Annotated in this window: 23 protein-coding genes; 7 read left to right on the top strand and 16 right to left on the bottom strand. The window is 64.2% G+C overall.

What is annotated here, in order from left to right; translation table 11 throughout:
- Positions 1-37: 37 nt before the first annotated feature.
- The 6 genes from VSR82_RS34690 to VSR82_RS34715 form a co-directional block, all read right to left on the bottom strand.
- A complete protein-coding gene (locus VSR82_RS34690) occupies positions 38-1,495 on the bottom strand; it encodes an aspartate aminotransferase family protein (RefSeq protein WP_498858495.1) in 1,458 nt (485 codons plus the stop codon).
- 49 nt (positions 1,496-1,544) lie between these two features.
- Positions 1,545-2,879 carry a glutamine synthetase family protein gene (locus VSR82_RS34695; RefSeq protein WP_498858496.1) on the bottom strand — a complete coding sequence of 445 codons (1,335 nt, stop codon included), beginning with the start codon at positions 2,877-2,879 and terminating at the stop codon, positions 1,545-1,547.
- A complete protein-coding gene (locus VSR82_RS34700) occupies positions 2,872-3,681 on the bottom strand; it encodes a gamma-glutamyl-gamma-aminobutyrate hydrolase family protein (protein ID WP_429455756.1) in 810 nt (269 codons plus the stop codon). Before VSR82_RS34700 ends, VSR82_RS34695 begins: the two co-directional genes overlap by 8 nt.
- Before the next feature lie 268 nt (positions 3,682-3,949).
- Positions 3,950-4,171 carry a hypothetical protein gene (locus VSR82_RS34705; RefSeq protein ID WP_233853204.1) on the bottom strand — a complete coding sequence of 74 codons (222 nt, stop codon included), beginning with the start codon at positions 4,169-4,171 and terminating at the stop codon, positions 3,950-3,952.
- A 246-nt stretch (positions 4,172-4,417) separates the two neighbouring features.
- Complete coding sequence (locus tag VSR82_RS34710) at positions 4,418-5,383, bottom strand: VTT domain-containing protein (protein WP_498858497.1); 966 nt, start codon at positions 5,381-5,383, stop codon at positions 4,418-4,420.
- 322 nt (positions 5,384-5,705) lie between these two features.
- A complete protein-coding gene (locus tag VSR82_RS34715) occupies positions 5,706-6,122 on the bottom strand; it encodes a cupin domain-containing protein (protein ID WP_176106472.1) in 417 nt (138 codons plus the stop codon).
- Between the two features lie 164 nt (positions 6,123-6,286).
- On the opposite strand from VSR82_RS34715, the gene VSR82_RS34720 reads away from it, so the two are divergent.
- Positions 6,287-6,892 (top strand): peroxidase-related enzyme, encoded by a 606-nt coding sequence (locus tag VSR82_RS34720; RefSeq protein ID WP_429455754.1) that lies wholly within the window; start codon positions 6,287-6,289, stop codon positions 6,890-6,892.
- 42 nt (positions 6,893-6,934) lie between these two features.
- On the opposite strand, the gene VSR82_RS34725 is transcribed toward VSR82_RS34720, so the two are convergent.
- Together VSR82_RS34725 and VSR82_RS34730 are read right to left on the bottom strand one after the other, a co-directional pair.
- On the bottom strand, positions 6,935-8,215 hold the full coding sequence (locus tag VSR82_RS34725) for an MFS transporter (RefSeq protein ID WP_429455753.1): 1,281 nt from the start codon (positions 8,213-8,215) through the stop codon (positions 6,935-6,937).
- An 82-nt stretch (positions 8,216-8,297) separates the two neighbouring features.
- A complete protein-coding gene (locus VSR82_RS34730; RefSeq protein ID WP_429455752.1) occupies positions 8,298-9,245 on the bottom strand; it encodes a LysR substrate-binding domain-containing protein in 948 nt (315 codons plus the stop codon).
- 288 nt (positions 9,246-9,533) lie between these two features.
- Here VSR82_RS34730 and VSR82_RS34735 point away from each other — a divergent pair, with 288 nt between their 5' ends.
- The gene (locus tag VSR82_RS34735) at positions 9,534-10,247 is read left to right on the top strand and encodes a DUF899 domain-containing protein (protein WP_368587163.1); all 714 of its coding nucleotides are present in this window, start codon (positions 9,534-9,536) and stop codon (positions 10,245-10,247) included.
- Between the two features lie 27 nt (positions 10,248-10,274).
- Here the strand turns inward: VSR82_RS34735 and VSR82_RS34740 are convergent, their stop codons facing one another.
- The gene (locus VSR82_RS34740) at positions 10,275-12,248 is read right to left on the bottom strand and encodes a putative bifunctional diguanylate cyclase/phosphodiesterase (RefSeq protein ID WP_429455751.1); all 1,974 of its coding nucleotides are present in this window, start codon (positions 12,246-12,248) and stop codon (positions 10,275-10,277) included.
- A 216-nt stretch (positions 12,249-12,464) separates the two neighbouring features.
- The gene (locus VSR82_RS34745; protein WP_498858498.1) at positions 12,465-12,860 is read right to left on the bottom strand and encodes a hypothetical protein; all 396 of its coding nucleotides are present in this window, start codon (positions 12,858-12,860) and stop codon (positions 12,465-12,467) included.
- A 350-nt stretch (positions 12,861-13,210) separates the two neighbouring features.
- On the opposite strand from VSR82_RS34745, the gene VSR82_RS34750 reads away from it, so the two are divergent.
- Entirely contained in the window at positions 13,211-13,489 is a 279-nt protein-coding gene (locus VSR82_RS34750; protein ID WP_013092091.1) for an HU family DNA-binding protein, read from the top strand.
- 245 nt (positions 13,490-13,734) lie between these two features.
- Here the strand turns inward: VSR82_RS34750 and VSR82_RS34755 are convergent, their stop codons facing one another.
- The 3 genes from VSR82_RS34755 to VSR82_RS34765 form a co-directional block, all read right to left on the bottom strand.
- A complete protein-coding gene (locus tag VSR82_RS34755) occupies positions 13,735-14,853 on the bottom strand; it encodes a 3-deoxy-7-phosphoheptulonate synthase (RefSeq protein ID WP_281374985.1) in 1,119 nt (372 codons plus the stop codon).
- Between the two features lie 239 nt (positions 14,854-15,092).
- Positions 15,093-16,016, bottom strand: a complete 924-nt coding sequence (locus VSR82_RS34760; protein ID WP_429455749.1) for a DUF72 domain-containing protein — start codon at positions 16,014-16,016, stop codon at positions 15,093-15,095.
- Between the two features lie 39 nt (positions 16,017-16,055).
- Entirely contained in the window at positions 16,056-16,793 is a 738-nt protein-coding gene (locus VSR82_RS34765) for a TetR/AcrR family transcriptional regulator (protein ID WP_410849499.1), read from the bottom strand.
- Positions 16,794-17,040: 247 nt separating this feature from the next.
- On the opposite strand from VSR82_RS34765, the gene VSR82_RS34770 reads away from it, so the two are divergent.
- The 4 genes from VSR82_RS34770 to VSR82_RS34785 are packed head-to-tail and all read left to right on the top strand — an operon-like array spanning position 17,041 to position 22,840.
- Positions 17,041-18,222: an isovaleryl-CoA dehydrogenase gene (locus VSR82_RS34770; RefSeq protein WP_429455748.1), complete on the top strand. Its 1,182-nt coding sequence runs from the start codon at positions 17,041-17,043 to the stop codon at positions 18,220-18,222.
- Between the two features lie 50 nt (positions 18,223-18,272).
- Positions 18,273-19,880: a carboxyl transferase domain-containing protein gene (locus VSR82_RS34775; protein WP_410849412.1), complete on the top strand. Its 1,608-nt coding sequence runs from the start codon at positions 18,273-18,275 to the stop codon at positions 19,878-19,880.
- Positions 19,881-19,929: 49 nt separating this feature from the next.
- On the top strand, positions 19,930-20,718 hold the full coding sequence (locus VSR82_RS34780; RefSeq protein ID WP_429455747.1) for an enoyl-CoA hydratase/isomerase family protein: 789 nt from the start codon (positions 19,930-19,932) through the stop codon (positions 20,716-20,718).
- 52 nt (positions 20,719-20,770) lie between these two features.
- Complete coding sequence (locus VSR82_RS34785) at positions 20,771-22,840, top strand: acetyl/propionyl/methylcrotonyl-CoA carboxylase subunit alpha (protein ID WP_368587158.1); 2,070 nt, start codon at positions 20,771-20,773, stop codon at positions 22,838-22,840.
- 33 nt (positions 22,841-22,873) lie between these two features.
- Here the strand turns inward: VSR82_RS34785 and VSR82_RS34790 are convergent, their stop codons facing one another.
- From VSR82_RS34790 to VSR82_RS34800, 3 genes are all read right to left on the bottom strand, one after another.
- Complete coding sequence (locus VSR82_RS34790; RefSeq protein ID WP_429455746.1) at positions 22,874-23,665, bottom strand: phosphate/phosphite/phosphonate ABC transporter substrate-binding protein; 792 nt, start codon at positions 23,663-23,665, stop codon at positions 22,874-22,876.
- A 19-nt stretch (positions 23,666-23,684) separates the two neighbouring features.
- Positions 23,685-23,963, bottom strand: a complete 279-nt coding sequence (locus VSR82_RS34795) for a DUF1488 family protein (RefSeq protein ID WP_368587156.1) — start codon at positions 23,961-23,963, stop codon at positions 23,685-23,687.
- Between the two features lie 413 nt (positions 23,964-24,376).
- A complete protein-coding gene (locus VSR82_RS34800; protein WP_368587155.1) occupies positions 24,377-25,669 on the bottom strand; it encodes a cation:proton antiporter in 1,293 nt (430 codons plus the stop codon).
- Between the last annotated feature and the right edge of the window lie 151 nt (positions 25,670-25,820).

Below are 25,820 nucleotides of genomic sequence, written 5' to 3' on the forward strand. Positions count from 1 at the left end.
CTGTACGACGCGATCGTCGCATGCTCATTCATCCGCCTTACCATAGCATGCCCATCTGCCGCGCGGTCGCATCGATCGCCGCTTTTGCCTTCGCGACGATTTGGTCGATTTCCGGCCGGCTGATCACGAGCGGAGGCGACAGCAACATCCGGTCGCCGCTCGCGCGCATGATCAGATTGCCGTTGAAGCAGAAGTCGCGGCATAGCGCGCCGACATCGCCGCCATTCGCAAAGCGCTTGCGCTCGAGCGGCTTCTCGGCGAGTTGCACGCCCGCCACGAGGCCCGCGCCGCTGATCTCGCCAACGACAGGATGAGTGGCGAAGGTCTCACGCAGTCTCTTCTGAAAATACGGACCAATATCCGCTTTGACGCGTTCGACGATCTTCTCGTCGCGCAGCAGTTTCAGATTGGCAAGCGCGACGGCCGCCGCGACCGGATGCCCGGAGTAGGTCAGGCCATGATTGAAGTCGCCGTTGTCGATCAGTGCGCGGGCGATGCGATCATGCAGGCCGACCGCTCCCATCGGCACGTAACCGCTCGTGAGTCCCTTCGCGAGCGTGATCAGGTCCGGCTCGAAGCCGAAGTGCTGATGCGCGAACCATTCGCCGGTTCGGCCGAAGCCGCCGATCACTTCGTCCGCGACGAGCAGCACGTCGTACTTGCGGCAAATGCGCTCGATTTCCGGCCAATAAGTGTCGGCCGGAAAGATCACGCCGCCCGCTCCCTGGAAAGGCTCACCGATAAACGCGGCGACATTGTCGGCACCGAGTTCGAGAATTTTCGCTTCCAGCTGCCGCGCACGAGCGACCGCGAATTCTTCCGGCGACTGACCGCTTGCCGCTTCGCCGAAGAAATAAGGCTGATCGATATGCACGATGTTCTCGACTTTCGACGGCATCTGTTCATGCATATACGCCATGCCGCCGAGCGTGCCGCCCGCGATCGTCGACCCGTGATAAGCGTTCTTGCGCGCGATGACGAACTTCTTCGCGCTCTGGCGTTGCGTCGCCCAGTATTGATGGACGATGCGCAGTACGGTGTCGTTGCCTTCCGAACCGCTGTTGCAGTAGAAGAAGTGATTGAATGGCGCGGGCGCCAGCTCGGCGAGCAGCGCCGACAGTTCGATCACCGGCGGATGCGTCGTCTTGAAGAACGTGTTGTAGTACGGCAGTTCCTGCATCTGCCGGAAGGCGGCGTCGGCGAGTTCATGGCGTCCGTAGCCGACGTTCACGCACCACAGTCCCGCCATGCCATCGATGATCTTGTTGCCGTCCGAGTCCCACAGGTACACGCCTTGCGCCTTGACGATCACGCGAGAGCCCGCGCGATTGAGCGAGCCCATATCCGAGAACGGGTGGATGTGATGCGCGGCATCGAGTGCGCGGTATTCGGCGGTGCTGCGCGATGTGGCTTGCGAGGTCAGCGTGTCTATCGCGCCGCCAAGCTGCGGTGCATCCTTTTCCGCGTACATTACGTCGTCAGTCTTATAGCTCATACTGCCTCCGTCTTTTCAAGGTTCTCATTGACCGATTGACCATCGGCACTCACACGTGCAGCAGCAAATGCCGGCGTTCCCACGAACTGATCACGCGGAAGAACGCTTCGTATTCGGTCTCTTTCAACGCGAGATACGCGCGGACGAACTGCTCGCCGAGTACTTCGGCAATCGGCTCGCATGCACTCATCAACGTCAGACCCTCTTCGAGATTGCGCGGTAATTGATAAGGCAATGCATAGCCGTCGCTCGCCAGCGGATCGGTCGGGGCGAGCCGTTTCGTGATGCCGAGATAGCCGGCGGCCAGGGTCGCGGCAATCGCCAGATACGGATTGCAATCGACACCCGGAATACGGTTCTCGATGCGGCGCGCGACCGGCGTCGAATGCGGAATGCGAAAGCCCACCGTGCGATTGTCGTAACCCCACGCGACGTTGATCGGCGCGGCCATGAAGCGCGACAGACGCCGGTACGAGTTGATGTACGGCGCGAAGATCGGCATCAGCGCCGGCGTGTATTTCTGCAAACCGGCGATATAGCCGCTGAAAAGCGACGTCGGCTCACCGTCCGCGGCGGTAAACAGGTTGCGGCCGGTTTCCATATCGACGAGGCTCTGATGCATGTGCATCGCCGAGCCCGGCTCTCCTTCCATCGGCTTCGCCATGAAGGTCGCGTACATCTTGTGGCGCAACGCCGCTTCGCGCACGGTGCGCTTGAATAGAAACACGCTGTCCGCGAGTTTGAGCGGATCGCCATGCATGAAATTGATTTCCATCTGCGCGGCGCCGACTTCGTGTATCAGCGTGTCGACTTCGAGTTCCTGCACGTCGCAGTACTCGTAGATGTCTTCGAACAGCGGATCGAATTCGTTGACCGCTTCGATCGAATACGCCTGGCGTCCGGTTTCCGCGCGACCCGTACGTCCGACCGGCGGTTGCAGCGGCAGGTCGGGATCGCGGTTCATATCGACTAAATAGAACTCGAGTTCCGGCGCGATCACGGGTTTCCAGCCGCGCGCCTTGTATAGATCGAGCACGCGGCGCAACACGCAGCGCGGCGAGATTTCGACCGGCGTGCCGTCGAAATGAACGCAGTCGTGGATCACCTGCGCGGTCGGGTCGACTGCCCACGGAATCATCCGGATCGTGCTCGCGTCGGGGACGCACACCATGTCGGGATCGGTGACGCCGGTCAGCGAATCGCTTTGCGGATAGTCGCCGGTCACGGTCTGAATCATCACCGCCTGCGGCAGACGCATCGATTCGCCCGACTCGAACTTGCTGCGCGGAATGATCTTGCCGCGCGCGATGCCGGCCATGTCCGGAATAATTGCTTCGATTTCGGTGACGTGATGCTTTTTCAGAAAATCGTCGATGTCATGCATGATTTTTCTCTCTGTTTTGATCCGCAACCTGGGTCACGCGTGCAGGGATTCGTGTATTCATGCGCTCGCGACAGGCGTCGCCGAACGCGCGAAATATCGCGGTCGATAACGCGTCGTCCGCGTGTCTCCATTCCGGATGCCATTGCACGCCGAGCGCGAATGCGCGGGCGTCGCTGACGCTGATTGCTTCGATCAGGCCGTCCGCCGCGAGTGCTTCGACCTGGAGGCCTGCGCCGAGTCGTGCAATGCCCTGAGCGTGCAATGAATTCACCCGCGCTTCGTGGGCGCCGCCCGCAAGGCGCTGCAACATGCCACCGCGCGTCAGCACGATCGAATGCGACGTGGCGTATTGCACGTCGAGCGAGTCGTCCTTGTTCTCGCGATGGTCGTTCAGCCCGCCGACCGCATGAATGCTTTGATGCAAGGTGCCGCCGAATGCCACGTTCATTTCCTGCAAACCGCGGCAGATGGCGAGAACCGGTACGCCCGCCGCAACCGCCGCGCGGATTAGGGGAAGCGTGGTTGCATCGCGCGCAGGGTCGTGCAATGTATCGGGCTCGCTCGAGGTGCCGCCGTAACGGTGCGGCTCGACGTTCGAATAGCTGCCGGTGAATAGCAAGCCGTCGACGGCGGCGAGCACATCGTCGCTGCACTGGCGTTCACCGAAAGCCGGTACCAGCATCGCAAGCGCGTGCGAGCCCTCGACGATCGCGGCGATGTACTTTTCACCGGCCACGTGCGATGGATGAGCGCCGAGCATCGTTCTATCGGCGGTGATTCCTACTATTGGTTGGTTTCGCATAACGAATAGGCGTGTCGAGCCCACGCCGCACACCACGTAAACGGCGTTAAATAGCGCGCGCGACGAAATGGGAAATCGCGAAGGCGAGCCGACGCCAGAGCGAATCCGCGCAATCACGCACAGCGCTAATCAGATTAGAAGCGGTTCGATTGAATCCGTCGCGATGCGCGGCAATCAGTCAGCGCCGCGCGAACGCAAGCAGACAGCTCGCGAAAACGCGTGCAAATGGACGAATCGAACAGCGAAAAGAGACTTAAGAAGAGAGGCGCTACGGCAGCAGCGAAGCGACTTCGTCTGTGCGCACCGCGATGAACGCGCGTGCGGAGAGGACGTTGCGGCGTCGAACGGAGCGACGCGACAGAACTGTGATGACGGACAGAAAGCGGCGAAACGCAAGGCTGCCGTTGCTGCCGTCGGCGCTGGCGCCGTCAGCGCAAATACAACGCGCCTGACTGCGATTCCAATTCACCAAAGGGCCTCGGACTCTCACGATGACACTCGACTGGCGTAGTTGAGGGTATTGAACGGTCTGTTTCCAATCCAGAGCGGATATTGAAGAAACAGGACGCGGGTTGAGCGAGAAGAAACGGTACGAAACGGTAAAGGCTTAATTCGCAGCGCCGCTCACGCGATCTCCCAATAGCTAGGATATACGAGCTAAAAATGCCGTCAATTTATTTTTGTTTTTGGCAAAACGGCATCAAGTTTGATGCCGTCTGATTTGTCTGCTATTCGTTCACTCTGCGAGGCGAGCGCGCACTGTGTATTCGCCTTCGTTGCCTTTGTCTTCGAGCATGTGCGCCATCGCCGTATTGAAGTCGGGTGGCAGTGGCTCGACCGGATAGCCGCGCTTTTCCCATGCGTCGAGTCCGCCCTTAAGGGCTCGCACATGATGGATGTTCTTGCGGTGCATTTGCCTGACGATGCGCTTCGCGGTCGCTTCGTTCGGACACACGCAATAGACGACGATCGGCCGCTTCAGATACTCCGGATGAATCGGATCGGGCGATTCCAGATCGAGCGGCCGTGCGCCGGCAATGCGATGCGATTCCTTTTCGCGCACGGAATGCGGGCGCGCGTCGAGAATCAGCGGCGGTTCGTTCGACTTCATCATCGCGTCGAGCTGATCGGGCGAAATGCGCGCATGCGCAAGCCAGCGGCGAAACTGCAAACGGCGCAGCCAGCGATACAGCAGAACCGCCGCGAAGATCACCGCGAACGTATCGAAGATCGTGCCGCCGTTGCGCCGCACGAACAGCATCAATTGGACGATCTCATCGTGCAAAGCGGCCCCGCCGATGATCCAGACGCTCGCCCACAGCGCCGCACCGACCATGTCCCACAACAAGAACACGCCGACGCCGATCGCGGTCGTGCCGAGCAGCGGCGCGGAAATCAGGCCGAGACCGGGCAGGAACTTCGCGACCGTCAGAATCGGCGCGCCATAGCGCTCATAGGTATTGCGCGCGACGCGCACCGTGGTGTCCAGCGACAGCGAGAAGCGCACGAGGTAATTGAGCAGACGGCGGCCATACGCGCGTCCGGTAAAAAACCACAGCGAGTCGGCGATCAGCGTCGCACCGACCGCCGCGCAGATCATGTTGATGTACGAGGCTTCGCCCACCGCGGCCATCGTTCCCGCGAGAATCAGCATCGGCGCGGCCGGAATCGGCATGCCGAGCTGCGTGACGAGCACGCTCATGAAGACGGCCTACACGCCCGCAGACGGTGGAATAGCGACCGGGAAATGCCACACAACCGCGCTCCTGATAAGCCAGATAAAGGGAAAAGAATCGTCTGCGCCGAGGCCGATACGAGCCTCTAGCGACGCGAAAGACGGATTTAAGCACAGGTGGCGAGTCGGCGTTATGAAAGTGCGCCGACAAAGTGGCGCGCGAGCGACGAATGCGCATGGCGAACCGCCATGCCGCGTGCATGCGCCGCGCGGCAAGTGGATCAACGCGGACTGAGCAGCGGGATTTGCTTCGCTTCAGGCGAGGCGGTCCAAAAAGCGGCCTGTCGCCTTACGCATCCTCGGAGGGATCATAGGGCACCACGCGCTCATGCTCGTCCGCGTGATTGCGCGCGACGATCGCGCGCGCCGCGGCGTTCGCATCGAGATTGAACGGCTGATGCGGCACGCCGGGCGGAATGAACAGGAAGTCGCCCGGCTCGGTGATGACCGACTCGCGCAGGCCCGGGCCATAGCGCGTCTCGATCTTGCCTTCGAGCATATAGATCGCGGTTTCGTAGTCGGCGTGATAGTGCGGCTGCGCATGGCCGCCGGGCGGGACCACGACCATATACATCGACAGTCCGGTGGCACCCGCGGTGCCCGCCGAAATGCCGACGAAATAGGGCAACCGCTGCATCGTCGCCATTTCCCGTTCCGGGCGCACCTTGATCACTGGGGCCCGCGCGTCGTGCCTGACGTTTGACATGGTCGCTCCTTTCGTCGCCGCCGTGCCGGGCGGCTTCATGCATGCCGAACTGAAAGTCTAGACGATTCGGGCGGCAATATCGGACCAGGTGAAGCGCGGGCGACCGCCAAAACGCGTTGCTACAATGATCGGCATACCCCCGACCAAGATCACGGAGACAGCGCATGGCCACGCTTCAGCCCATCAGCCGCTACCCGGTCCCCGAGCCGAGCGAGTGGCCCGAAGACATCAGCGCCCGCATTCTCGAAGTGCAGGACAAAGCCGGCTTCGTGCCGAACGTGTTTCTGACGCTCGCGCATCGGCCCGATGAATTTCGCGCGTTCTTCGCTTATCACGATGCGTTGATGCTGAAAGAGGGCGGTCTCACCAAAGGCGAGCGCGAGATGATCGTGGTCGCGACGAGCGCGGTCAACGATTGCCTTTACTGCGTGGTCGCGCACGGCGCGATTCTGCGCATTTACGAGAAAGCGCCGCTGCTCGCGGACCAGGTTGCGGTCAATCATCGCAAGGCCGACATCACCGAGCGCCAGAAGGCGATGCTCGATTTCGCGCTGAAGGTGTGCCGCGCGTCCGGCACGGTCGACGAAGAAGACTTCCAGACGCTGCGCGGCCACGGCTTCACCGATGAAGACATTTGGGACATCGCGGCAATCACCGCGTTTTTCGGCCTATCGAACCGGATGGCGAATGTAATCTCGATGCGTCCGAACGACGAGTTCTATCTGATGGGGCGCGTGCCGAAAGCCGCCGCGGATGCGCCGAGGAAGTAGCCGCGACCGGCATTGCTTCAGCGTCTCTAGCGGCGATCTGCATCACGCCTGCGCGGGACGCGGCGCATGCCGCGCGGGCGTCGTCACCGCCGTGTCGTCGATCGGGAAATGCAGCAGCGCTGCAAGCAATCCCGCGGCGACCGTCGCTACCCAGATCAGCGAGTACGAGCCCGTCAGATCGAACACGAGGCCACCGAGCCACGCGCCGAGAAACGAGCCGATCTGATGGCTCAGAAAGCACACGCCGAACAGGCTGCCGAGGTGACGCGTGCCGAACACCTTGGCGACGAGCCCGCTCGTCAGCGGCACGGTTCCGAGCCACGTCAGACCCATCACGGCCGCGAAAATCACCACGGACACCGCGCTTTTCGGCAGCGCGAAGAACGTGGCGATCGTCGCGCTGCGAATCAGATAAAGCCAGCCGAGCACATGATGCTGGCGGAACCGGCCGCCGAGCCAACCGCATGCCCAACTGCCCGCCATATTGAACAGGCCGATCAGCGCAAGCGCGGTGGCGCCCAGCCCGATCGGCATATGACACAGCGTCAGATACGCGGGCAGATGCGTCGCGATGAACGCAAGCTGGAAGCCGCAGGTGAAGAAGCCGAGCGTCAGCAGGCGGTAGCCGCGATGGCGCGTCGCTTGTGACAGAACTTCGCGCAACGGCGTTGCGGGCGCGTCGTCGAACCGGGCCTGGCCCGCCGCCTGTATCTGCGCGCGACGGTCGAGCACGATGCCGAGCGGCGCGATCAGCAGCATCACGAACGCGAGCACGAATAGCGAGGTCGCGATGCCCGCGTGCAGCCGGATGCCTTGCACGAGCGGCACCATCAGCACCTGCCCGGCGGAGCCGCCGGCGCTGACGAGGCCCATTGCGACGCTGCGCTTCTCCGGCAACGCCATGCGGCCGACTGCCGGCAACACCACGCCGAAGGTCGTGCAGCTGACGCCGATGCCGACCAGCAGCCCCATGCCGATCACCAGCAGCGCGCCGCTCGGCGCGAGCGCCGACAGCGCGAGGCCGGCCGCGAACGTCGAAGCGCCGAACGCGACCACCGGCGCCGAGCCGTAGCGATCGGCGGCCGCGCCCGCGAACGGCTGCGCGAAGCCCCACACGAGGTTGTGCAGCGCGATCGCGAAGGCGATCAGCGTGACCGGCAGACCGCGGTCGAACGAGAACGGGCCGATGAACAGGCCGAAGGTCTGACGGATGCCCATCGCGGCGCTCAGGATCAGCGCGGCCGCGACGATCACGATCGTCGTGGTGGCGGTCGTCGCCGGAGCGAGGGCGGGGGCGGGTTGCGTGGGGCGGGTGGTCGACATGGCGGCTTCTCCTTGGCCACCATCGTCGCAGCCCGCCGCGTGGCCGGCAAAGGAAAAGATGTCGACGACAGGTGAGCGCCGCTCACCTGTGCGCTGCCAGGTCGCCGTCCGCGGCCGCGTCGGTTTGCGCGTCGAAAGCCGCCGCCTCGTCGACTAACCAGCGCCTGAAATCGGCGAGCTCGGGGCGCCGGATCGCGCTGTCCGCATTCTCCGCGCTGACCAGCCAGTACGCGGTGGCGGATGCGATGGTAGGCGCGCAAGCCTCGACCAGCGCGCCGCTCGCCAGATCGCCATCGACCAGCGGCTTGCGGCCGAGCGCCACGCCGAGACCCATGCTGGCCGCTTCGAAGGCGAGCTGGATCGTGTCGACGTGCAAGCCGCCGTCCATATCGATGCCGCCGGTGCCGGTTGCATCGAGCCACGCCTGCCAGTCTTCACTGGCGGCGTTCACGTGAATCAGCGTCGCGCGTCGCAGGCTGGGGACGCCCTGCTCGTCGCGCAGCGTCGCTACGTAGGCGGGGCTGCACACCGGCACGAAACGCTCGCCGAACAGCCGCGTCCATGCGGTCCCTGCGACCGGCGCGCGGCTCATGCGGATCGCGAAATCGAAACCATCGACCGGAAAACCGACCTGGCGACGCGACGTATCCACGCTCACGTTGATGTTCGGCCAGCGCGCGCGAAAACCCGCGAGGCGCGGCAGCAGCCAGCGCGACGCGAAGGTCGGCGCGCAGCTGAGCGTGATCGACCGATCCGCGCGGTGATTGGGCAGACGCTGTGTGCCGATCGCGATCAGCGAAAACGCCTCGGACACGTACGACAGATAATCCGCGCCAACCGCCGTCAGCGAGATGCCGCGCGGCTCGCGCACGAACAGCTCGACGCCGAGCGCTTCCTCGAGTCCGACGATGCCATGACTGATCGCGCTCGGCGTGACGTTCAGCTCGGCGGCGGCGAGCTTGAAACTTTGATGCCTGCCGGCCGCTTCGAAAAAACGCAGCGCGGGCAGGGGTGGCAGACGAAGCGGCATGGGCGTTCCCCAAGGCGGCCGCGTCGTGCGTGGCGCGCGTGCCGCGTGGTGTTGGCGGGTGTAATGGGCGTGCTGTTTGGCGCAAGCATACCTTGCGGTGGCGCCTCGCGAGTGCGTTGCCGAACCGCTGGCAATACCGCCGCAAAAGGCTGCCGCTTAAAAATCATCGCTGGGCCTGTCGATTTTCCGCGGTCTCATTCGTCGTCGCTTGTAGGAAGGGTGGCAATGCACAGGCAGCCGCCCGTCTTCCGTCCGTTTTTCGCACGACTTCTCACAAGGAGATGGCTGATGAACGACGCAAACACATCGATGCATACGCTAAAACCGGCCCGCGAACTGGCCGACCTGCCTCAACGCTTTCCCGGCGAGAGCGCCGAATACCGACGCGCGCGCAACGCGTTGCTCGCCGAGGAGATCGAGCTGCGCCGCCAGATCGAGCGCGTCGCCGCGCAGCGCCGCGCGCTGCCGGCGGGCGGCATCGTGCCTGAGGATTACCGCTTCGACGGCGAAGCGGGCCCGGTCACGCTATCGCAGATGTTCGGCGCGCACGACACACTGGTGACCTACAACTGGATGTTCGGACCGCAACGCGCGCGGCCGTGCCCGATGTGCACGTCGCTATTGAGTGCGTGGGACGGCGAAATGCCCGATATCCTGCAGCGCGTCGCGTTCGTGGTGATCGGCCGCTCGCCGATCGACAGACTCGTCGCGTTCAAGCAGGAGCGCGGCTGGCGGCATCTGCGGCTCTATTCGTCGGGCGGCAATACGTTCAATCGCGATTACGCAGCCGAAGATCCCGCCGGCGACGACGTTCCCGCGCTCAACGTATTCACGCGCGCGGGCGGCGTCGTGCGGCACTTCTGGGCCGAGGAGATGGGGCCATCGACGTCGGACCCCGGGCAGGACCCGCGCGGCGCGCCCGATCTGATGCCGCTATGGACAATCCTCGACATGACCCCCGGCGGCCGCGGCACCGACTGGTATCCGAAGCTGGCGTACTGAGCGGCGCTGCCATGCAGCGTTCGAGCGCTACGAATGCGTCTCCGCCGCATGGCTTTGCGCGAGCGCGGTCCACAGGAACGTGCCAACCGCGCTTGCCCGCATCGGCAGGCTGAACAGATAGCCTTGCACCGCGCGCGCGCCGAGCGCCTTCACGACCTGGGCCTGCAACGGCGTTTCGAGTCCTTCCACCACGCATTCGAGTCCGAGGTTGCGGCACAGGTCGATCACGGATTTGATGATCTTCTTCGACGCGCTGTTGGTATCGACGTCGGAGACGAAGCTGCGATCGATCTTGATCGCGTCGAATGGCAAGCGGTGCACGTAGCTGAGGCTCGAATAGCCGGTGCCGAAATCGTCGAGCGACATGCGGCAGCCAGCCTGCTTCAGCATCGTCATCGCACTGTGCGCCTGCTCGAAATCGCGCGTCAATGCGGTTTCGGTGATTTCGAACGTCACGCGATGCGGCGACACGCCGCTTGCCGCGACGATGTCGATCAGGCGGCGGGCGCGTGCCGAGGTCGAGATATCGATCGCGGACAGGTTGAACGACAGATACAGATCGGCCGGCCATTGTGCGACTTCGGCGAGCGCCTGGCGCAGCAGCACATCGGTGATGCCGAGAATCAGCTCGGTACGCTCCGCGATCCGAATAAATTCCTCCGGCCTGACCATGCCGAGCCGCGCGTTATGCCATCGCCCGAGCGCTTCGAGGCCGATCGGCCGGTGGGTGAGCAGATCGTAGATCGGCTGGAACTCGAGGAACAACTCCGCTTCGAGGTCCGCGTGGCGCAACTCCTGGGTGACGAGGCTTAGGCGCCGCATCTGCGTTTCGTGTTCGGTCGAGAAAATCACCGGCATGCCGCGGCGGTTTTCCTTGCCGACATAGAGCGCGGCGTCGGCGCGTTCGAACACCTGCGCGACCGTCGTGCCCGCGTCGGGAAACGCGGCCCAGCCGATCGTGCCCGACAGCTCCGCGACATTGTCGGCGACCTGGTAAGGCTTGCTGAGCGCGTCGCAGATCCGCTGCCCCAATTCGACCAGCGCTTCGTTCGACATCTTGTGACGCACGAGCACGCCGAATTCATCGCCGCCCAGACGCGCGAACATCAGGCCCGTCTCGCTGATCGACACCAGCCGCGTGCCGACTTCCTGCAGCACGAGATCGCCGCTCGCGTGACCATATATGTCGTTGACCTGCTTGAAGCCGTCGAGATCGATGAGCCCGACGTTGAAGCCGCCGCCGGTTTCGAGCGCCTGATCCAGGATCGCGCTCAGCGCCGCGAAATAGCTGCGCCGGTTCGGCAGGCCGGTCAGACTGTCGATGTTGGCGAGCCGGTAGTTGTCGTCGCTGAGCCGTTGGGTGTTGTGCTGGCTTGCCTGCAATTCGCGTTGCGCTTGCACCGCGTCCGCAAACGTACGGCAGTAAAGCTGGATGACCACCGCGAGCGCGACGCCGACCAGCGTCATGTCGACGGCCATCGCGAAGAACACCGGCGAGCCGCTGGACACGAGGAACCCCGAGAAGCTCAGGATGACGATGCAAAGCAGCAGAAGCGCGGCCTTGCGCAGATGGATCAGGCAGAACATGCTGCCGACCAGCGTCGTTGCCATATAGAACGCGACCTGCGCCTGCTGGTACGCACCGCCGTACGGGAACAACAGCAGCGACCAGCCGCTGAACGCGACGCCGAACAGGCCGACGATCCAAGTCACGCCGCGCAATTCGCGGACCACCTGGGCGTCCGTCATCGTCCGGTTGCGGTTGCGCCACCAGCGCACGCAGCGAAGCACACACAGCGCGGCGAGCGCGCCGGGCATATACATCGACAGCCAGGCCGGCGCGCTGTCCAGATGCGTCGCCGCGACCGCCGCCGTGTTGACGAGCAGGATGAAGTAGAGAAGCGGTACCTGGCGGCTGAATGCGTGCAAGCGCGCACGCATCAGCGCACGGTCACCGTCGGCGACCGACAGTACCTTCTTCAATCTTGCGAGCCAAACCATCACCGTCCTTTTAAACGTTTGCGCGCTAAACGCAGCTGTTTATATCGGCGCGAAGCGGATTAACTTGAGCGTTTCGAAGGGTAAAGGAGCATCGCAGCCAGGGGTCCCTTAACCCGACGGTATGTTTACGAATCGTCGTGCGGTAAGTACTACCTGGCGGCGCCGGGAGCAGACGTTTGTGCCGGATGCCGATGGCGGTCTCTCGACGAAAGCTGCCTATCGCGCATGCTCAAAGTTTGGACACGACAGCACCTGCTGCGGCGGCATGGCAGTAGCGGGCTGGCCGGCTGGCGCAGGGGTGCCTCGCGGCGCTGACGAGACGAGCCGGACCGCGTCGGCGCCCGCATTCGCGAGCACGTATTTTTCCGGGCTGTCGTCCGGCTGCCAGTACGCGCGAAACACGTCGCCGTCGCTGAACACGAGCAGCTTGCCGTGCACCGTTGTTCCGCCGCCGACGAAGTCGACCGGTTCGCCGTCGCGTAGCAAAAAGCCCTGCGTGGCACTCGAACTGGTTGCGCCGACGAGGGTCGCGCACGCGTTGTCGCTGGCCGCCGCAGCCGCCGATGACAACGCGGAAAGCAGTGCGCATGTTGCAAAGTGGCGAATTCTCACTTTTTTATGTCTTGCCGAAAGTTTTCTTATCACGTGTTTCGCAAATAGCGCTCCCGCGCTTCGCGAAAAGGGCTATCGTCATCGGGAAGGCCGCGCAGGCTCGCGTAACGCGACCTAAAGTACTGAAATTGCAACGGATTGTGATGCGCGGCGAACGCGGATAAATCGGCGCGCACGCATAAGCCCGCGATTCTTATGGCAGTTTGCGACGGAAAAACGTCAAACCGGCGCTCCGGCCTTGATACAAGCCTTACACCAAGGGTTTGCGCGAAGGTGCGCCTATGCGTTAGTGTGTCGGTCCCGGCGCCTTAGAGTGGCGCCGGTTCCATGATTACCATACGGGAAGTGCTATGAACAAACAGGAACTGATTGATGCAGTCGCCGCAGCGACGGGCGAAAGCAAAGCGGCAACCGGCCAAACCATCGACGCGATCGTCGAGGCAGTGACCAAGGCCGTGGTGAGCGGCGATACGGTGCAACTGGTCGGTTTCGGTTCGTTCTCGACCGGCGCGCGCGCAGCACGCGTGGGCCGCAATCCGTCGACGGGCGAAGAAATCCAGATCGCCGCGGCCAAGACGGTGAAGTTCACCGCGGGCAAGGCGTTCAAGGAAGCCGTCAACGCGTCGTAAGCAACGCGCTTCACGCCGGAGCATTCGCGGTGCGCTTTGCAGCTTTCTGTGAGGCGCACGCGTGAATGATGCGATAGGCGTGAGGTTCACGCGCCGCCCAACCCGGCCAGGCGGTTTGCCTGGCAGCTGGCGCGGCGCGTGTGCCTGGTTCCTTGGACCAGGCGTTGTCGTCCTCGATCGGTCCAGATCGGGTCGCGAGCGGAGCTGTCGCCGAACCGCGGTCGCGCGGTTAGTGTGTTGCGCTGTCAGCCGGCGCGGCGCTTGCGGGTTGCCTCGGCGAGGGTGGCGAGCACCGGTTCGGTCTGCGCCCAGCTCACGCAGGCATCCGTGATTGACACGCCGTAACGCAGCGGCACACCGGCCTTCAGATCCTGACGGCCTTCTTCCAGATGACTTTCGAGCATCACACCGATGATGCGGCCTTCGCGCGCCGACAGTTGCCGCGCGATATCGTCCGCAACCTCGATTTGCCGCAGATGCGACTTGTTCGAGTTCGCATGCGAGCAGTCGATCATCACCTGTTCGCGCAGACCGGCTGAACGCAGCGCTTCACAGGTCGCCTGCACCGACGCGCTGTCGTAGTTCGGTCCTTTCTTGCCGCCGCGCAGGATCACGTGCGCGTCGTCGTTGCCGCGCGTTTCGAAGATCGCGGCCATACCCATTTTCGTCATGCCCATGAACGCGTGGCTCGCACGCGCCGCGACGATCGCATCGGCGGCGATCTGCACGCCGCCGTCGGTGCCGTTCTTGAAACCGATCGGGCAGCTCAGTCCCGACGCGAGCTGACGATGACTCTGGCTCTCGGTCGTGCGCGCGCCGATCGCACCCCACGCGATCAGATCGGCGATGTATTGCGGGCTCAGCAGGTCGAGGAATTCGGTCGCGGTGGCGAGACCCAGACCGTTGATATCGAGCAGCAATTGCCGCGCGCGACGCAGCCCTTCGTTGATGCGGAAGCTGCCGTCCAGACGCGGATCGTTGATATAGCCTTTCCAGCCCACCGTCGTGCGCGGCTTCTCGAAGTACACGCGCATCACGATCAGCAGATCGTCGCGGTAGTGATCGGCGGCGGCCTTCAGCTTGCGCGCGTATTCGATCGCCTGGTCGTGGTCGTGAATCGAACAGGGGCCGACGATCATCACGAGCCGGTCGTCGCGGCCGTGCAGAATGTCGGCGATTTCGACGCGGGTCTTCTCGACCAGCGTCTGCACCGCGGGCGGCACGGGCAGTTCGTCCTGCAGCAGCGCCGGCGAGATCAGCGGACGGACCGCGCCGATGCGCACGTCGTCGATGCGCGTGGTGTCCTGGGTGGCGTCGGCCGAGCCGACTTCCTGATCGTGCAGGGGATTGTCGAGGGCGCTCAAGATGTTCTCCGCAATCGGTTGATAAGGCGGTCTTGCCGCCTGACTATGCGAGCGCCGCCGCGACGTGGGCGCGCGGGCGCTGCGTGGGTTTGACGTGGACCGTGCGGGCTGGCTGGCTGCGTGTCTCGCGCGAGCTTCGACGCAAGGTGTTTGCGTCGGCTTCACACGACGCCGGCGCGACCGCGCACGGATGCGCTGGCGCGATTATGACACCCGCGCCGGCCTGGCGGCAGGCGGATTCAGAGCTTGTTGATCAACGCCATCGCGGCGGCAGGATTGCGCTCCTTGAAGCCGCTGATCACATACAGATAGACGTCGCGCTTCGCTGCTGTCGCGGGCGGCTCGGCGCAGGTTTGCAGATCGTCCGGCGTGGTGCCCGCGGCGAGCTGGCGCACGCGTTCGGCCCATGCGTCGAGTTCTTTCGTCGAATAACCTTTGGCTTGCTTCTCGCTCGTGCCCATGATGCGCGCGTACACGAACGGCGCGGTGATGTCGGCGATCTGTGGGTACTCGCTGTCGGCCGCGAGCACGACCGCGACCTTGTACTTGCGCGCCAGTGCGATGAACTCCGGTGTCCTGAACGAATCGTGACGAACCTCCACCGCATGCCGCAGCTTCTGTCCTTCGATGCTCGCGGGAAGCAGCTTCAGAAAGCATTCGAAATCGTCGGCGTCGAATTTCTTGGTCGGCGCGAACTGCCAGTTGACCGGTCCGAGCTTCTGTTTGAGCAACAGCACGCCGCTTGCGAAGAAGCGCTCGATCGCGTCGCCGGCATCGGCCAACACCTTGCGGTTGGTCGCGTAACGCGGCGCCTTCAGAGAGAAGACGAAATCGTCGGGGGTCTCCTGAAACCACTTTTCGTAGCTGGCCGGTTTCTGCAAACCATAGAACGTGCCGTTGATTTCGATCGACGTCAGATGCCGGCTCGCATATTCGAGTTCGCGGCTTTGCGTGAGGTCTGCCGGATAAAACGGGCCGCGCCATGGCGCGTAGGTCCAGCCGCCGATGCCGATGCGAATGCGTGCGGCGGAGGCGGACTTCGACGGCGCTTCGGTTGATTTTTTCGTTGGCGCTTTCGTTGCGGCTTTCGGCTTGCCGCCGCGTTCTTCGCCGGACTTGTTGCTTTGCTTGCTGCTTTCCTTCGCGCTTTTCGCTGCGGGCACTTGGGCTCTCCTTCGGGCTGCGGCGGGAAAGCTCGTAGATTAGCCGCTTTTTTCGCGGTGCGCGGCGCTGGCTTCGTCGAAACGGCGGCTCGCCGCCGCCACTTCCACGCGAAAACGCTGCAATGCACTGAGCGCAAGATCGGGGGGCGTCAGCGCGGCCCACAGCACGTCGATCAGCTGATCGGCGGTGGCCTCGATATCGATCTGCCGGTTCGCGAGCGTCGCGTCCCACAGCACGTGTTCCATCGGGCCGAACACCATCGAGCGCAACAGTCGCAGTGGCATGTCGGCGCGGATTTCGCCGCTTTGCTGGCCTTGCGCGAGCACGCGCATCAACGGCGCGGTGTAGCGGCGCTGCAACTCGGTCAGCGCTTCGGCCAGTTCGTGATGCCGCGCGCGACCTTCGGACAGCACGAGTGCGCACAGGTCGGTGCCGTTTACGAGCATCAGACGCAGATGCATGCGCACAATGAAAGCGAACTGCTGGCGCACGTCGCCGTCGCGCGGCAGGCCCGCTTCGATCGCGTCGATGATCTCGTCGTACCAATCGCCGATGACCCGGGCGCACAACTCGCGCTTGCCGCGAAAGTAGCTGAACACCGTCGCCTCGGAAATGCCGAGGCGCTGTGCGATTTCCGCGGTCGTCGCGCGTTCGTAGCCCTTTTCGGAAAACACGTCGCGTCCCGCCTGAAGTATCTCCTTCACGCGCTGCTGCGACTTGCGTCCGGCCGGCTGGCGACGCGAGACAGGTAATCCGGCCTTCTCGGCAACCGTCATATGAGTCAGATTCAGATTTTCGATGCACATTGGGGGAAAACCGGCGTTCGAATGCCGCGTATATGCCCGATTAACGCGATCGTAGCACCGAATAGGCGTGCTGGCGCGTGTTTGCAAATTTTCTGAGTAAAACTCAAAAATACCTATTGACGCTTACGTCAATCTGGCGTGAAATGCGCCATGACATGTTTTCGCGTGCCGCTTCGCGTTCCGTCAGCGGCCGCTCACGAACTCAGGAGACACCGCAATGCCCAATCTGCCCGGTTTGCAGTTCCCGCTCGGCGAAGAGATCGAAATGCTGCGCGACAGCATTGCGTCGTTCGCCGCCAAAGAAATCGCGCCGCGCGCCGGAGAAATCGATCGCACCGATCAGTTCCCGATGGACCTGTGGCGCAAGTTCGGCGACCTCGGCGTGCTCGGCATGACGGTTTCCGAAGAGTACGGCGGCGCGAACATGGGCTACACCGCGCACATGGTCGCGATGGAAGAAATCTCGCGGGCGTCGGCATCGGTCGGCCTGTCGTACGGCGCGCATTCGAATCTGTGCGTGAACCAGATTCATCGCAACGGCACCGAAGCGCAAAAGCGCAAGTATCTGCCGAAGCTCGTATCGGGCGAGCACGTCGGCGCGCTTGCGATGAGCGAGCCGAACGCAGGCTCGGACGTGGTCAGCATGAAGCTGCGCGCCGCGAAGAAGGGCGATCGCTACGTGCTGAACGGCACCAAGATGTGGATCACCAACGGCCCCGACTGCGACACGCTGGTCGTCTATGCGAAGACCGATCCCGAAGCGAATTCGCGCGGCATTACCGCGTTCATCGTCGAGAAGGGCATGAAGGGTTTCTCGGTCGCGCAGAAGCTCGACAAGCTCGGCATGCGCGGCTCGCACACCGGCGAGCTGGTGTTCCAGGACGTCGAAGTGCCGGAGGAAAACATCCTTGGGGCATTGAATGGCGGCGTCAAAGTGCTGATGAGCGGTCTCGACTACGAGCGCGCGGTGCTCGCGGGCGGTCCCACCGGCATCATGGTCGCGGTGATGGACGCGGTGGTGCCGTATATCCACGACCGCAAGCAGTTCGGCCAGTCGATCGGCGAGTTCCAGCTGATCCAGGGCAAGGTCGCCGATCTGTACACGACCTTGCAGGCATGCCGCGCGTATCTGTACGCGGTGGGCCGCCAACTCGACACGCTCGGCAACGACCACGTGCGCCAGGTCCGTAAGGACTGCGCGGGCGTGATCCTGTACACGGCGGAGAAAGCCACGTGGATGGCCGGCGAGGCGATCCAGATTCTCGGCGGCAACGGTTATATCAACGAGTATCCGGTCGGCCGTCTGTGGCGCGATGCGAAGCTCTATGAAATCGGCGCGGGCACGAGCGAGATCCGTCGCATGCTGATCGGCCGGGAGCTGTTTGCCGAAACGCTGTGACGCATGCGCGTGAGCCCTAACAACAGGCGGCACTTTGGAGAAGCCACGTCATGCCGATCATCGAATCAAAACTGAACCCGCGCTCGGACGACTTCCGCGCGAACGCGGCGGCGCTCGAAGCGCTGGTCGCCGATCTGCGCGCGAAGATCGAGCAGCTCGCGCAGGGCGGTGGCCAGGCCGCGCGCGACAAGCACACGGGCCGCGGCAAGCTGCTGCCGCGTGACCGGATCGCGTACCTGCTCGATCCGGGCACGCCTTTCCTCGAACTGTCGCAGCTGGCCGCATACGGCATGTACAACGACGACGCGCCGGGCGCGGGCGTGATCACCGGCATCGGCCGCATCGCGGGGCAGGAGTGCGTGATCGTCTGCAACGACGCGACCGTGAAGGGCGGCACCTACTACCCGGTCACCGTGAAGAAGCATGTGCGCGCGCAGGAAATCGCCAGTGAGAACCGCCTGCCGTGCGTGTACCTCGTCGACTCGGGCGGCGCGAATCTGCCGAATCAGGACGATGTGTTTCCCGACCGCGATCACTTCGGCCGGATCTTCTACAACCAGGCGAATCTGTCGGCGGCGGGCATTCCGCAGATCGCGGTCGTGATGGGCTCGTGCACCGCGGGCGGCGCGTATGTGCCGGCGATGAGCGACGAGTCGATCATCGTGAAGAACCAGGGGACGATTTTTCTCGGCGGCCCGCCGCTCGTCAAAGCCGCGACCGGTGAAGTGGTCAGCGCCGAAGATCTCGGCGGCGGTGACGTGCATACGCGTCTGTCGGGCGTTGTCGATCATCTCGCGCAGAACGATGCGCATGCGCTCGGGATCGCGCGCAGCATCGTCGGCAATCTGAATCGCGTGAAGCCGGCGCCGCTCGCGTTGCAGGAGCCGAAGCCGCCGCGCTACGACACGCACAGCATCTACGGCGTGATTCCGGTCGATACGCGCAAGCCGTTCGATATCCGCGAGGTGATCGCGCGCATCGTCGACGATTCGGCGTTCGACGAATTCAAGGCGCGCTACGGCACGACGCTCGTGACGGGCTTCGCGCATATCTGGGGGCATCCGGTCGGCATCGTCGCGAACAACGGCATTCTGTTTTCGGAGTCGGCGTTAAAGGGCACGCACTTCATCGAGCTGTGCTGCCAGCGCAAGATTCCGCTCGTGTTCCTGCAGAACATCACCGGCTTCATGGTCGGCCGCAAGTACGAAAACGAAGGCATCGCGCGGAACGGCGCGAAGATGGTGACGGCCGTTGCGACCGCGAAGGTGCCGAAGTTCACGGTGATCATCGGCGGCTCGTTCGGCGCGGGCAACTATGGGATGTGCGGCCGTGCGTATTCGCCGCGCTTTCTGTGGATGTGGCCGAACGCGCGCATCTCGGTGATGGGTGGCGAGCAGGCGGCGTCGGTGCTCGCCACGGTCAAGCGCGACGGCATCGAAGCGAAGGGCGGCACCTGGAGCGCGGAGGAAGAAGAGGCGTTCAAGCAGCCGATTCGCGAGCAATACGAGCATCAGGGGCATCCGTACTACGCGAGCGCGCGGTTGTGGGACGACGGCGTGATCGACCCGGCGCAGACCCGCGACGTGCTCGGCCTTGGCCTGTCGGCGGCGATGAATGCGCCGATCGAAGACACGCGCTTCGGCGTATTCAGAATGTGACGGCGCGCGGCGCCGCGCGGCGAGAGAGCCAGCCAAAGGAGTGCAACGCATGCAATACGAAACGCTGAAAGTCGAGGTTGCCGGCCAGATCGCGACCGTCACGCTCAATCGTCCGGACGTGCGCAACGCGTTCAACGAGACGATGATCACCGAGCTGACTGCCGCATTCACCGCGCTCGACACGCGCGACGACGTGCGCGCGGTCGTGCTAGCCGCGAACGGCAAGGCGTTCTGTGCGGGCGCCGACCTGAACTGGATGAAGAAAATGTCCGGCTACTCGGACGACGAGAACCGCGCCGATGCGATGCGTCTCGCGGGCATGCTGTCGGCGGTATATCGCTGCAACAAGCCGGTGATCGCGCGCGTGAATGGCGACGCGTACGCGGGCGGGATGGGCCTGATAGCCGCGTGCGACATCGTCGTCGCGCTCGACAGCGCGCACTTCTGCCTGTCCGAAGCGCGGCTCGGGCTGATTCCCGCGACGATCGCGCCGTACGTGATTCGCGCGCTCGGCGAGCAGGCGTCGCGGCGCTACTTCGTCACCGCCGAGGCGTTCGACTGCGCGACCGCTTTGCGGCTGGGTCTGGTCAGCGAAGTGGTCTCCAGTGCCGAGCAGCTCGACGCAACGGTCGCGCAGCGCGCGCAGACGCTTTGCGCGAACGGCCCGCAAGCGGTGCGCGCCTGCAAGCGGCTCGTGCAGGACATCGCGGGCCGCGAATTGAGCGACGCGCTGATCGAGGACACGGCAGTGCGGATTGCGAAGACGCGAGCCGGCACCGAAGGCCGCGAAGGCGTTGCGTCGTTCCTCGAAAAGCGCACGCCGGGCTGGCGCCACTGACATGCCCCGCTGACAACAACCGCCCCGTACCGCCTATTTCATCGAGACACTCATGTTCAACAAGATCCTGATCGCCAACCGGGGTGAGATTGCGTGCCGCGTCGCGGCGACCTGCAAGCGGCTCGGCATCGCGAGCGTGGCCGTCTATTCGGACGCCGACGCCAACGCGAAACACGTCGCCGCCTGCGACGAAGCAGTGCATATCGGCGGCTCGACGGCGGCGCAAAGCTATCTGCGCATCGAACGCATCATCGAAGCCGCGCGCGCGACCGGCGCGCAGGCCGTGCATCCGGGCTACGGCTTTCTTTCCGAAAACGAAGACTTCGCGCATGCGTGCGAAGCAGCCGGCATCGTCTTTATCGGACCGCCGGTCGAAGCGATTGCCGCGATGGGCTCGAAGGCCGCCGCGAAGGCGCTGATGCACGCTGCCGCGGTGCCGCTCGTGCCCGGCTATCACGGCGACGACCAGGAGCCGCAGTTGTTGCAGGGCGAGGCCGACGCGATCGGCTATCCGGTGCTGCTGAAAGCTAGCGCGGGCGGCGGCGGCAAGGGCATGCGGGTGGTCGAGCGCAGCGCGGACTTCGCGGCCGCGCTGCTGTCGTGCAAGCGCGAGGCGGCGAGCAGCTTCGGCAACGATCGCGTGCTGATCGAGAAGTATCTGACGCGGCCGCGGCACGTCGAAGTCCAGGTATTCGCCGATCGGCACGGTGGCGCCGTCTATCTGTTCGACCGCGATTGCTCGGTGCAGCGGCGGCATCAAAAAGTGCTCGAGGAAGCGCCCGCGCCGGGGCTGTCGGCCGAGGTCAAACGTGCGATGGGCGAAGCGGCCGTGGCTGCCGCGCGCGCGGTCAATTACGTCGGCGCGGGTACGGTCGAGTTCATCATGACGCCGACCGGCGAGTTCTATTTCATGGAGATGAACACGCGGCTGCAGGTCGAGCATCCGGTCACCGAGATGGTGACAGGGCAGGACCTCGTCGAATGGCAGCTGCGCGTTGCCGCGGGCGAGGCGCTGCCGCTCACGCAGCAGCAGTTGAAGCTCGACGGCCACGCGATCGAGGCGCGCATCTACGCCGAGCATCCGGCGCGCGGTTTCCTGCCGTCCACCGGCATGCTCAAGCATCTGCGCATGCCCGAAGGTGTCGAGTTCGCGATCGACGCGGCCGGACTCGGCGAGCCGGGACGCAAGGCGCCGGTGCGCATCGACAGCGGCGTGCGCGAGGGCGACACGATCACGCCGTTCTACGATCCGATGATCGCGAAGCTGATCGTGCACGGCGCGACGCGCGAGGAGGCGTTGGCGCGCCTCTCCCGCGCGTTGCATGCGTGCGAGGTGGTCGGGCCGCATACGAACGTCGAGTTTCTGCGGCGCATCGTCGCGAGCGAACCGTTCGCGAGCGGCGATCTCGACACCGGTTTGATCGAGCGTCATCACGACGCGCTGTTCGCGCCGGCACAGAAGCCGTTCAAGGAAGCGCTCGCGCTCGCGTGCGCCGCGTTGCTGACGCGCGAGGGCGGCACCGCGCACGGCGCGTCACCGTGGGACGCGCTGTCGCACTGGCGGCTCAATAGCGGTTACACGCAAACGCTCGGCTGGCGCGTGATCGACGACCGCGCCAACGACGACAGCCCCGAGTCGTTCACAGTCGTTTTCGCGCGCAACGGGGACACGCAAGCACTCGTGCAAACCCTCGAACACGACGGCGTGCGCGAGGACTTCAGCTGGTCGGTCGGCACGGGCGCCCACGAATTCCGCGCGACGATCGGCGATGCGCGCGTGACGGGGCGCGTATTCGTCGACGGCGACAGGTTCCACGTGTTCTGCCACGGCGAGACGCTCGCATTCGAATGGCAGAACCTGCTCGCGCATGCCGCGGATGCCGAGCACGGCGAAGGCCGTCTGACCGCGCCGATGCCGGGCAAGGTGATCGCGGTGCTGGTCGAACCGGGCGCGGTGGTCGAAAAGGGCGCGCCGCTGATCGTGATGGAAGCGATGAAGATGGAGCATACGATCGGCGCGCCGGCTGCCGGCACCGTCGCCGAGGTGCTGTATTCGGTCGGTGATCAGGTCGCCGACGGCGCACAGCTGCTGGTGCTGGACGTGCAGCCGGCGGCTGAATGAGCGCGCCGAGTGGAAGATGAGCGACGGCGTGAATCAGGCGAGCCGCGCGTAGCCCGCCGCGCGCGCCTCGCTTTCGAGTTCGCCGATGCGCGCGTAGTCGGTCAGCGGCAGCGCCGAAAAACCTCTCAAACGCAGGCGTTTCGCTCGCTCGGGGCGGATGCTCAGCGTCTCGTTCAATGCATCGCGCAGCGCGGCGATCGTGGCCGGCGGCACATTGGCCGCGGCGATCAGCGGCAAGCCCGGGGAGGCAGCGGTCATGCCGATCGCGCGCACGCGCCGCGCCAGCTCGGGCAGCACATCGCCCACGAAGGCGAAAGTCACGCAGTCGATCGCGGCGACGTCCGCGCGATTGTCAGCGACCGCGCGCAGCGAGCCGAGATGCGAGCCCGTGCGCAGTACGGAGCCGAAGAACATGCCGGCGCGAGCGAGCGGCGCGACCGCGTGGCGAAACGCGTTCATGCCGCTGTTCGAGTCGTCCTGGTTGTAGGCGGCGCGCGCGCCGCGGCACGAGGCGAGTGAGTCGAAGCGCGCGTCGGCGCGCGTGACCAGTACGCTCGAGTAATGCGCGCCGTCGCAGCCGGGCGCATCGAAGCAGGGTGTCGCGACCAATTGGACCTGTGCGTGCAGCCCGTGCATCAGCGGATAACCGCAGGTCTGCGAGATCAGCAGGTTCGGGCGCCGCCAGAAGCCGTGCAATTCCTCGTCCGGTTCGACGATGCGGCACCCGGGCTTGACCCGGCGCAGCACGTCGTCGAGCCAACCGCGCCATTCGAGGTCGAGCGCGGGTGTCACGTTGTACATCGGCAGGGCGGCGATCCAGCTCATGAAGGCGTTTCTCGCACGCCTAATGTCTGACCAATTTGAAATCGTCCAGACCGAGCCGCACCGGCTCGCTCGGCGTGTACTGCCAGCGCTGCGCGGCGACCGAAAGAATCTCGTCCTGCGCATCCTCGAACGCGACCAGCAGGTCCTCCTTGCGACGGCTCTCAGCGCCGCAGAACTCGACCAGCGCGTCGGCGCTGACTTCAAAAACCTGCGCGCGCTCGTCGCAGCACACCCGGAACGCGACCGTCGCGCATTCCGTCACACAGGGCCGAAACCCCTCATCGACATAGACCGACATGGCGAACTCCTTCCAACGCCTGAATCGACAGGATGACAAACCGCGCCTGCCAGGTATGTGGGAGAACCGGCATTGACGGCCAAATGCCCGGCGCCGCGGCAGGCGCGACGGTCCGGAAACTGGCGGAAAGTAAGCCAGAAACTGGCGGCGGACTCGTTCAAGCCCGAGCCAGGGCCGCGGCGTGAACCGTGGCCGGAGGAAGACTGCGGCGATTCGCCTCGCCATCGGTCCTGCCTCGTGGTGGACCGCCGCGGATCGGAACCACGGCGGGCATTGCTCAGAAGACGCTTAAATCGGGGGCTCCAATCTAACGTTGAAATCGGCGCGCGAACTGCTCGCGCCGGTCTCGGACTGTCTTTGGGATTTTCCCACCAACCTCGCGGTGTAGATCCGCGCAGGTATCCACTTTACGATTAGCGCGCGTTTTGTGCAGGCGATGAATTCGGCGCGGCTGGCTGGGTTACGTTTGCGCCCGAGAAATTGAGCCGGCGGATCAGCGGACCCAAGGTCGTTGCTTGAATCAGCAGGCTGAACACGACGACCAGATACGTGACGCCGATGAACATTTCGCGTCCGTGAAACTCGGGCAGCGACAGCGCGAGTGCAATCGAGATGCCGCCGCGCAAACCGCCCCACGTCAGTACCACAGCCGAATGCGGACTGAGCCGCCGGAACTTCTGCAGCGCGAGCAGCGGAATCGCGACGCTGACGCCGCGCGCGAACAGCACGACCGGGATCGCCGCGAGCCCGAGCCAAACGATCTCGAAGCGCAGCGACAGCGCAATGATTTCGAGCCCGATCAGCCCGAACAGCACGAGATTGAGCAACTCGTCGAGCAGGTCCCAGAAATTGAACAGATGCTCGCGCGTCTTCTCCGACATCGATGTCGACGCGCCGTGATTGCCGATCACGAGCCCCATGATCACGACCGCCAGAGGCGCCGACACGTGCAACGCTTCGGCGAGACTATAGCCGCCGGTCGCGAGCGCGAGCGTGATCAGGATCTCGACTGGATAGCTGTCGATGCCTCGCAGCAGCAGCGACGCGCCGAAGCCGAGCGCCGCGCCGAGCACGAGCGCGCCGGCGACTTCGCGCAGTAGATCGAATGCGATCGCGCCCGCGGAAAACTCGTTCGCACCGGTCGCGAGTCCGACCAGCGTGACGAACGCGACGACGGCCGTGCCGTCGTTGAACAGCGATTCGCCGGTGATCTTGGTTTCGAGGCTTTCGGGCGCCGCGGCGCGCTTGAGCACGCTGAGCACCGCGATCGGATCGGTCGGCGAGATCAGCGCGCCGAACGCGAGGCACCACAGCAGGCTGACCGGTTGGCCGAGCCATTGCGCCGCGTAGTAAAAGCCGAAGCCGACCACCGCGATGGAAATCAATACGCCGATCGTCGCGAGCATCAGCACCGCGCGCCGCTGCGTGCGCATCTTCGACAGATCGACGTGCAGTGCGCCGGCGAACAGCAGCAGGCTTAGCAGGCCGTGAAACACGATGTCGGCGAAATCGATCTGCACGACGATCTTGCGCGCGGCGATCGCCATCGCCGGATAGTAGAAGCCGAGCGCCGAGATGCCGACGCAGACGACGAGACCGACTGCGGTGATGCCGAGCGTGTCGGGCAACCTGATGAACCGATAGTTGAGCACGCCGAACAGCGCGACGATGGCGAACAGCGCGCCGGCAATCTGGAAGACGCTCATCGTGCACGCTCCCACGCTTCGCGGCGGCGCGAACGCGTGATCATCGTCGCAGCGAGGTGACTTACGCGACGAGGCATAAGACAGGCAGGCAGAGAAAGTCGCCACGATTGCGATATTGAACCAGCGAGATGTTTCACCAGCAATTCCTTAT

It is taken from the genome of Burkholderia sp. JPY481, from assembly GCF_038900515.1.
GTDB classification, from domain to species: domain Bacteria; phylum Pseudomonadota; class Gammaproteobacteria; order Burkholderiales; family Burkholderiaceae; genus Paraburkholderia; species Paraburkholderia youngii.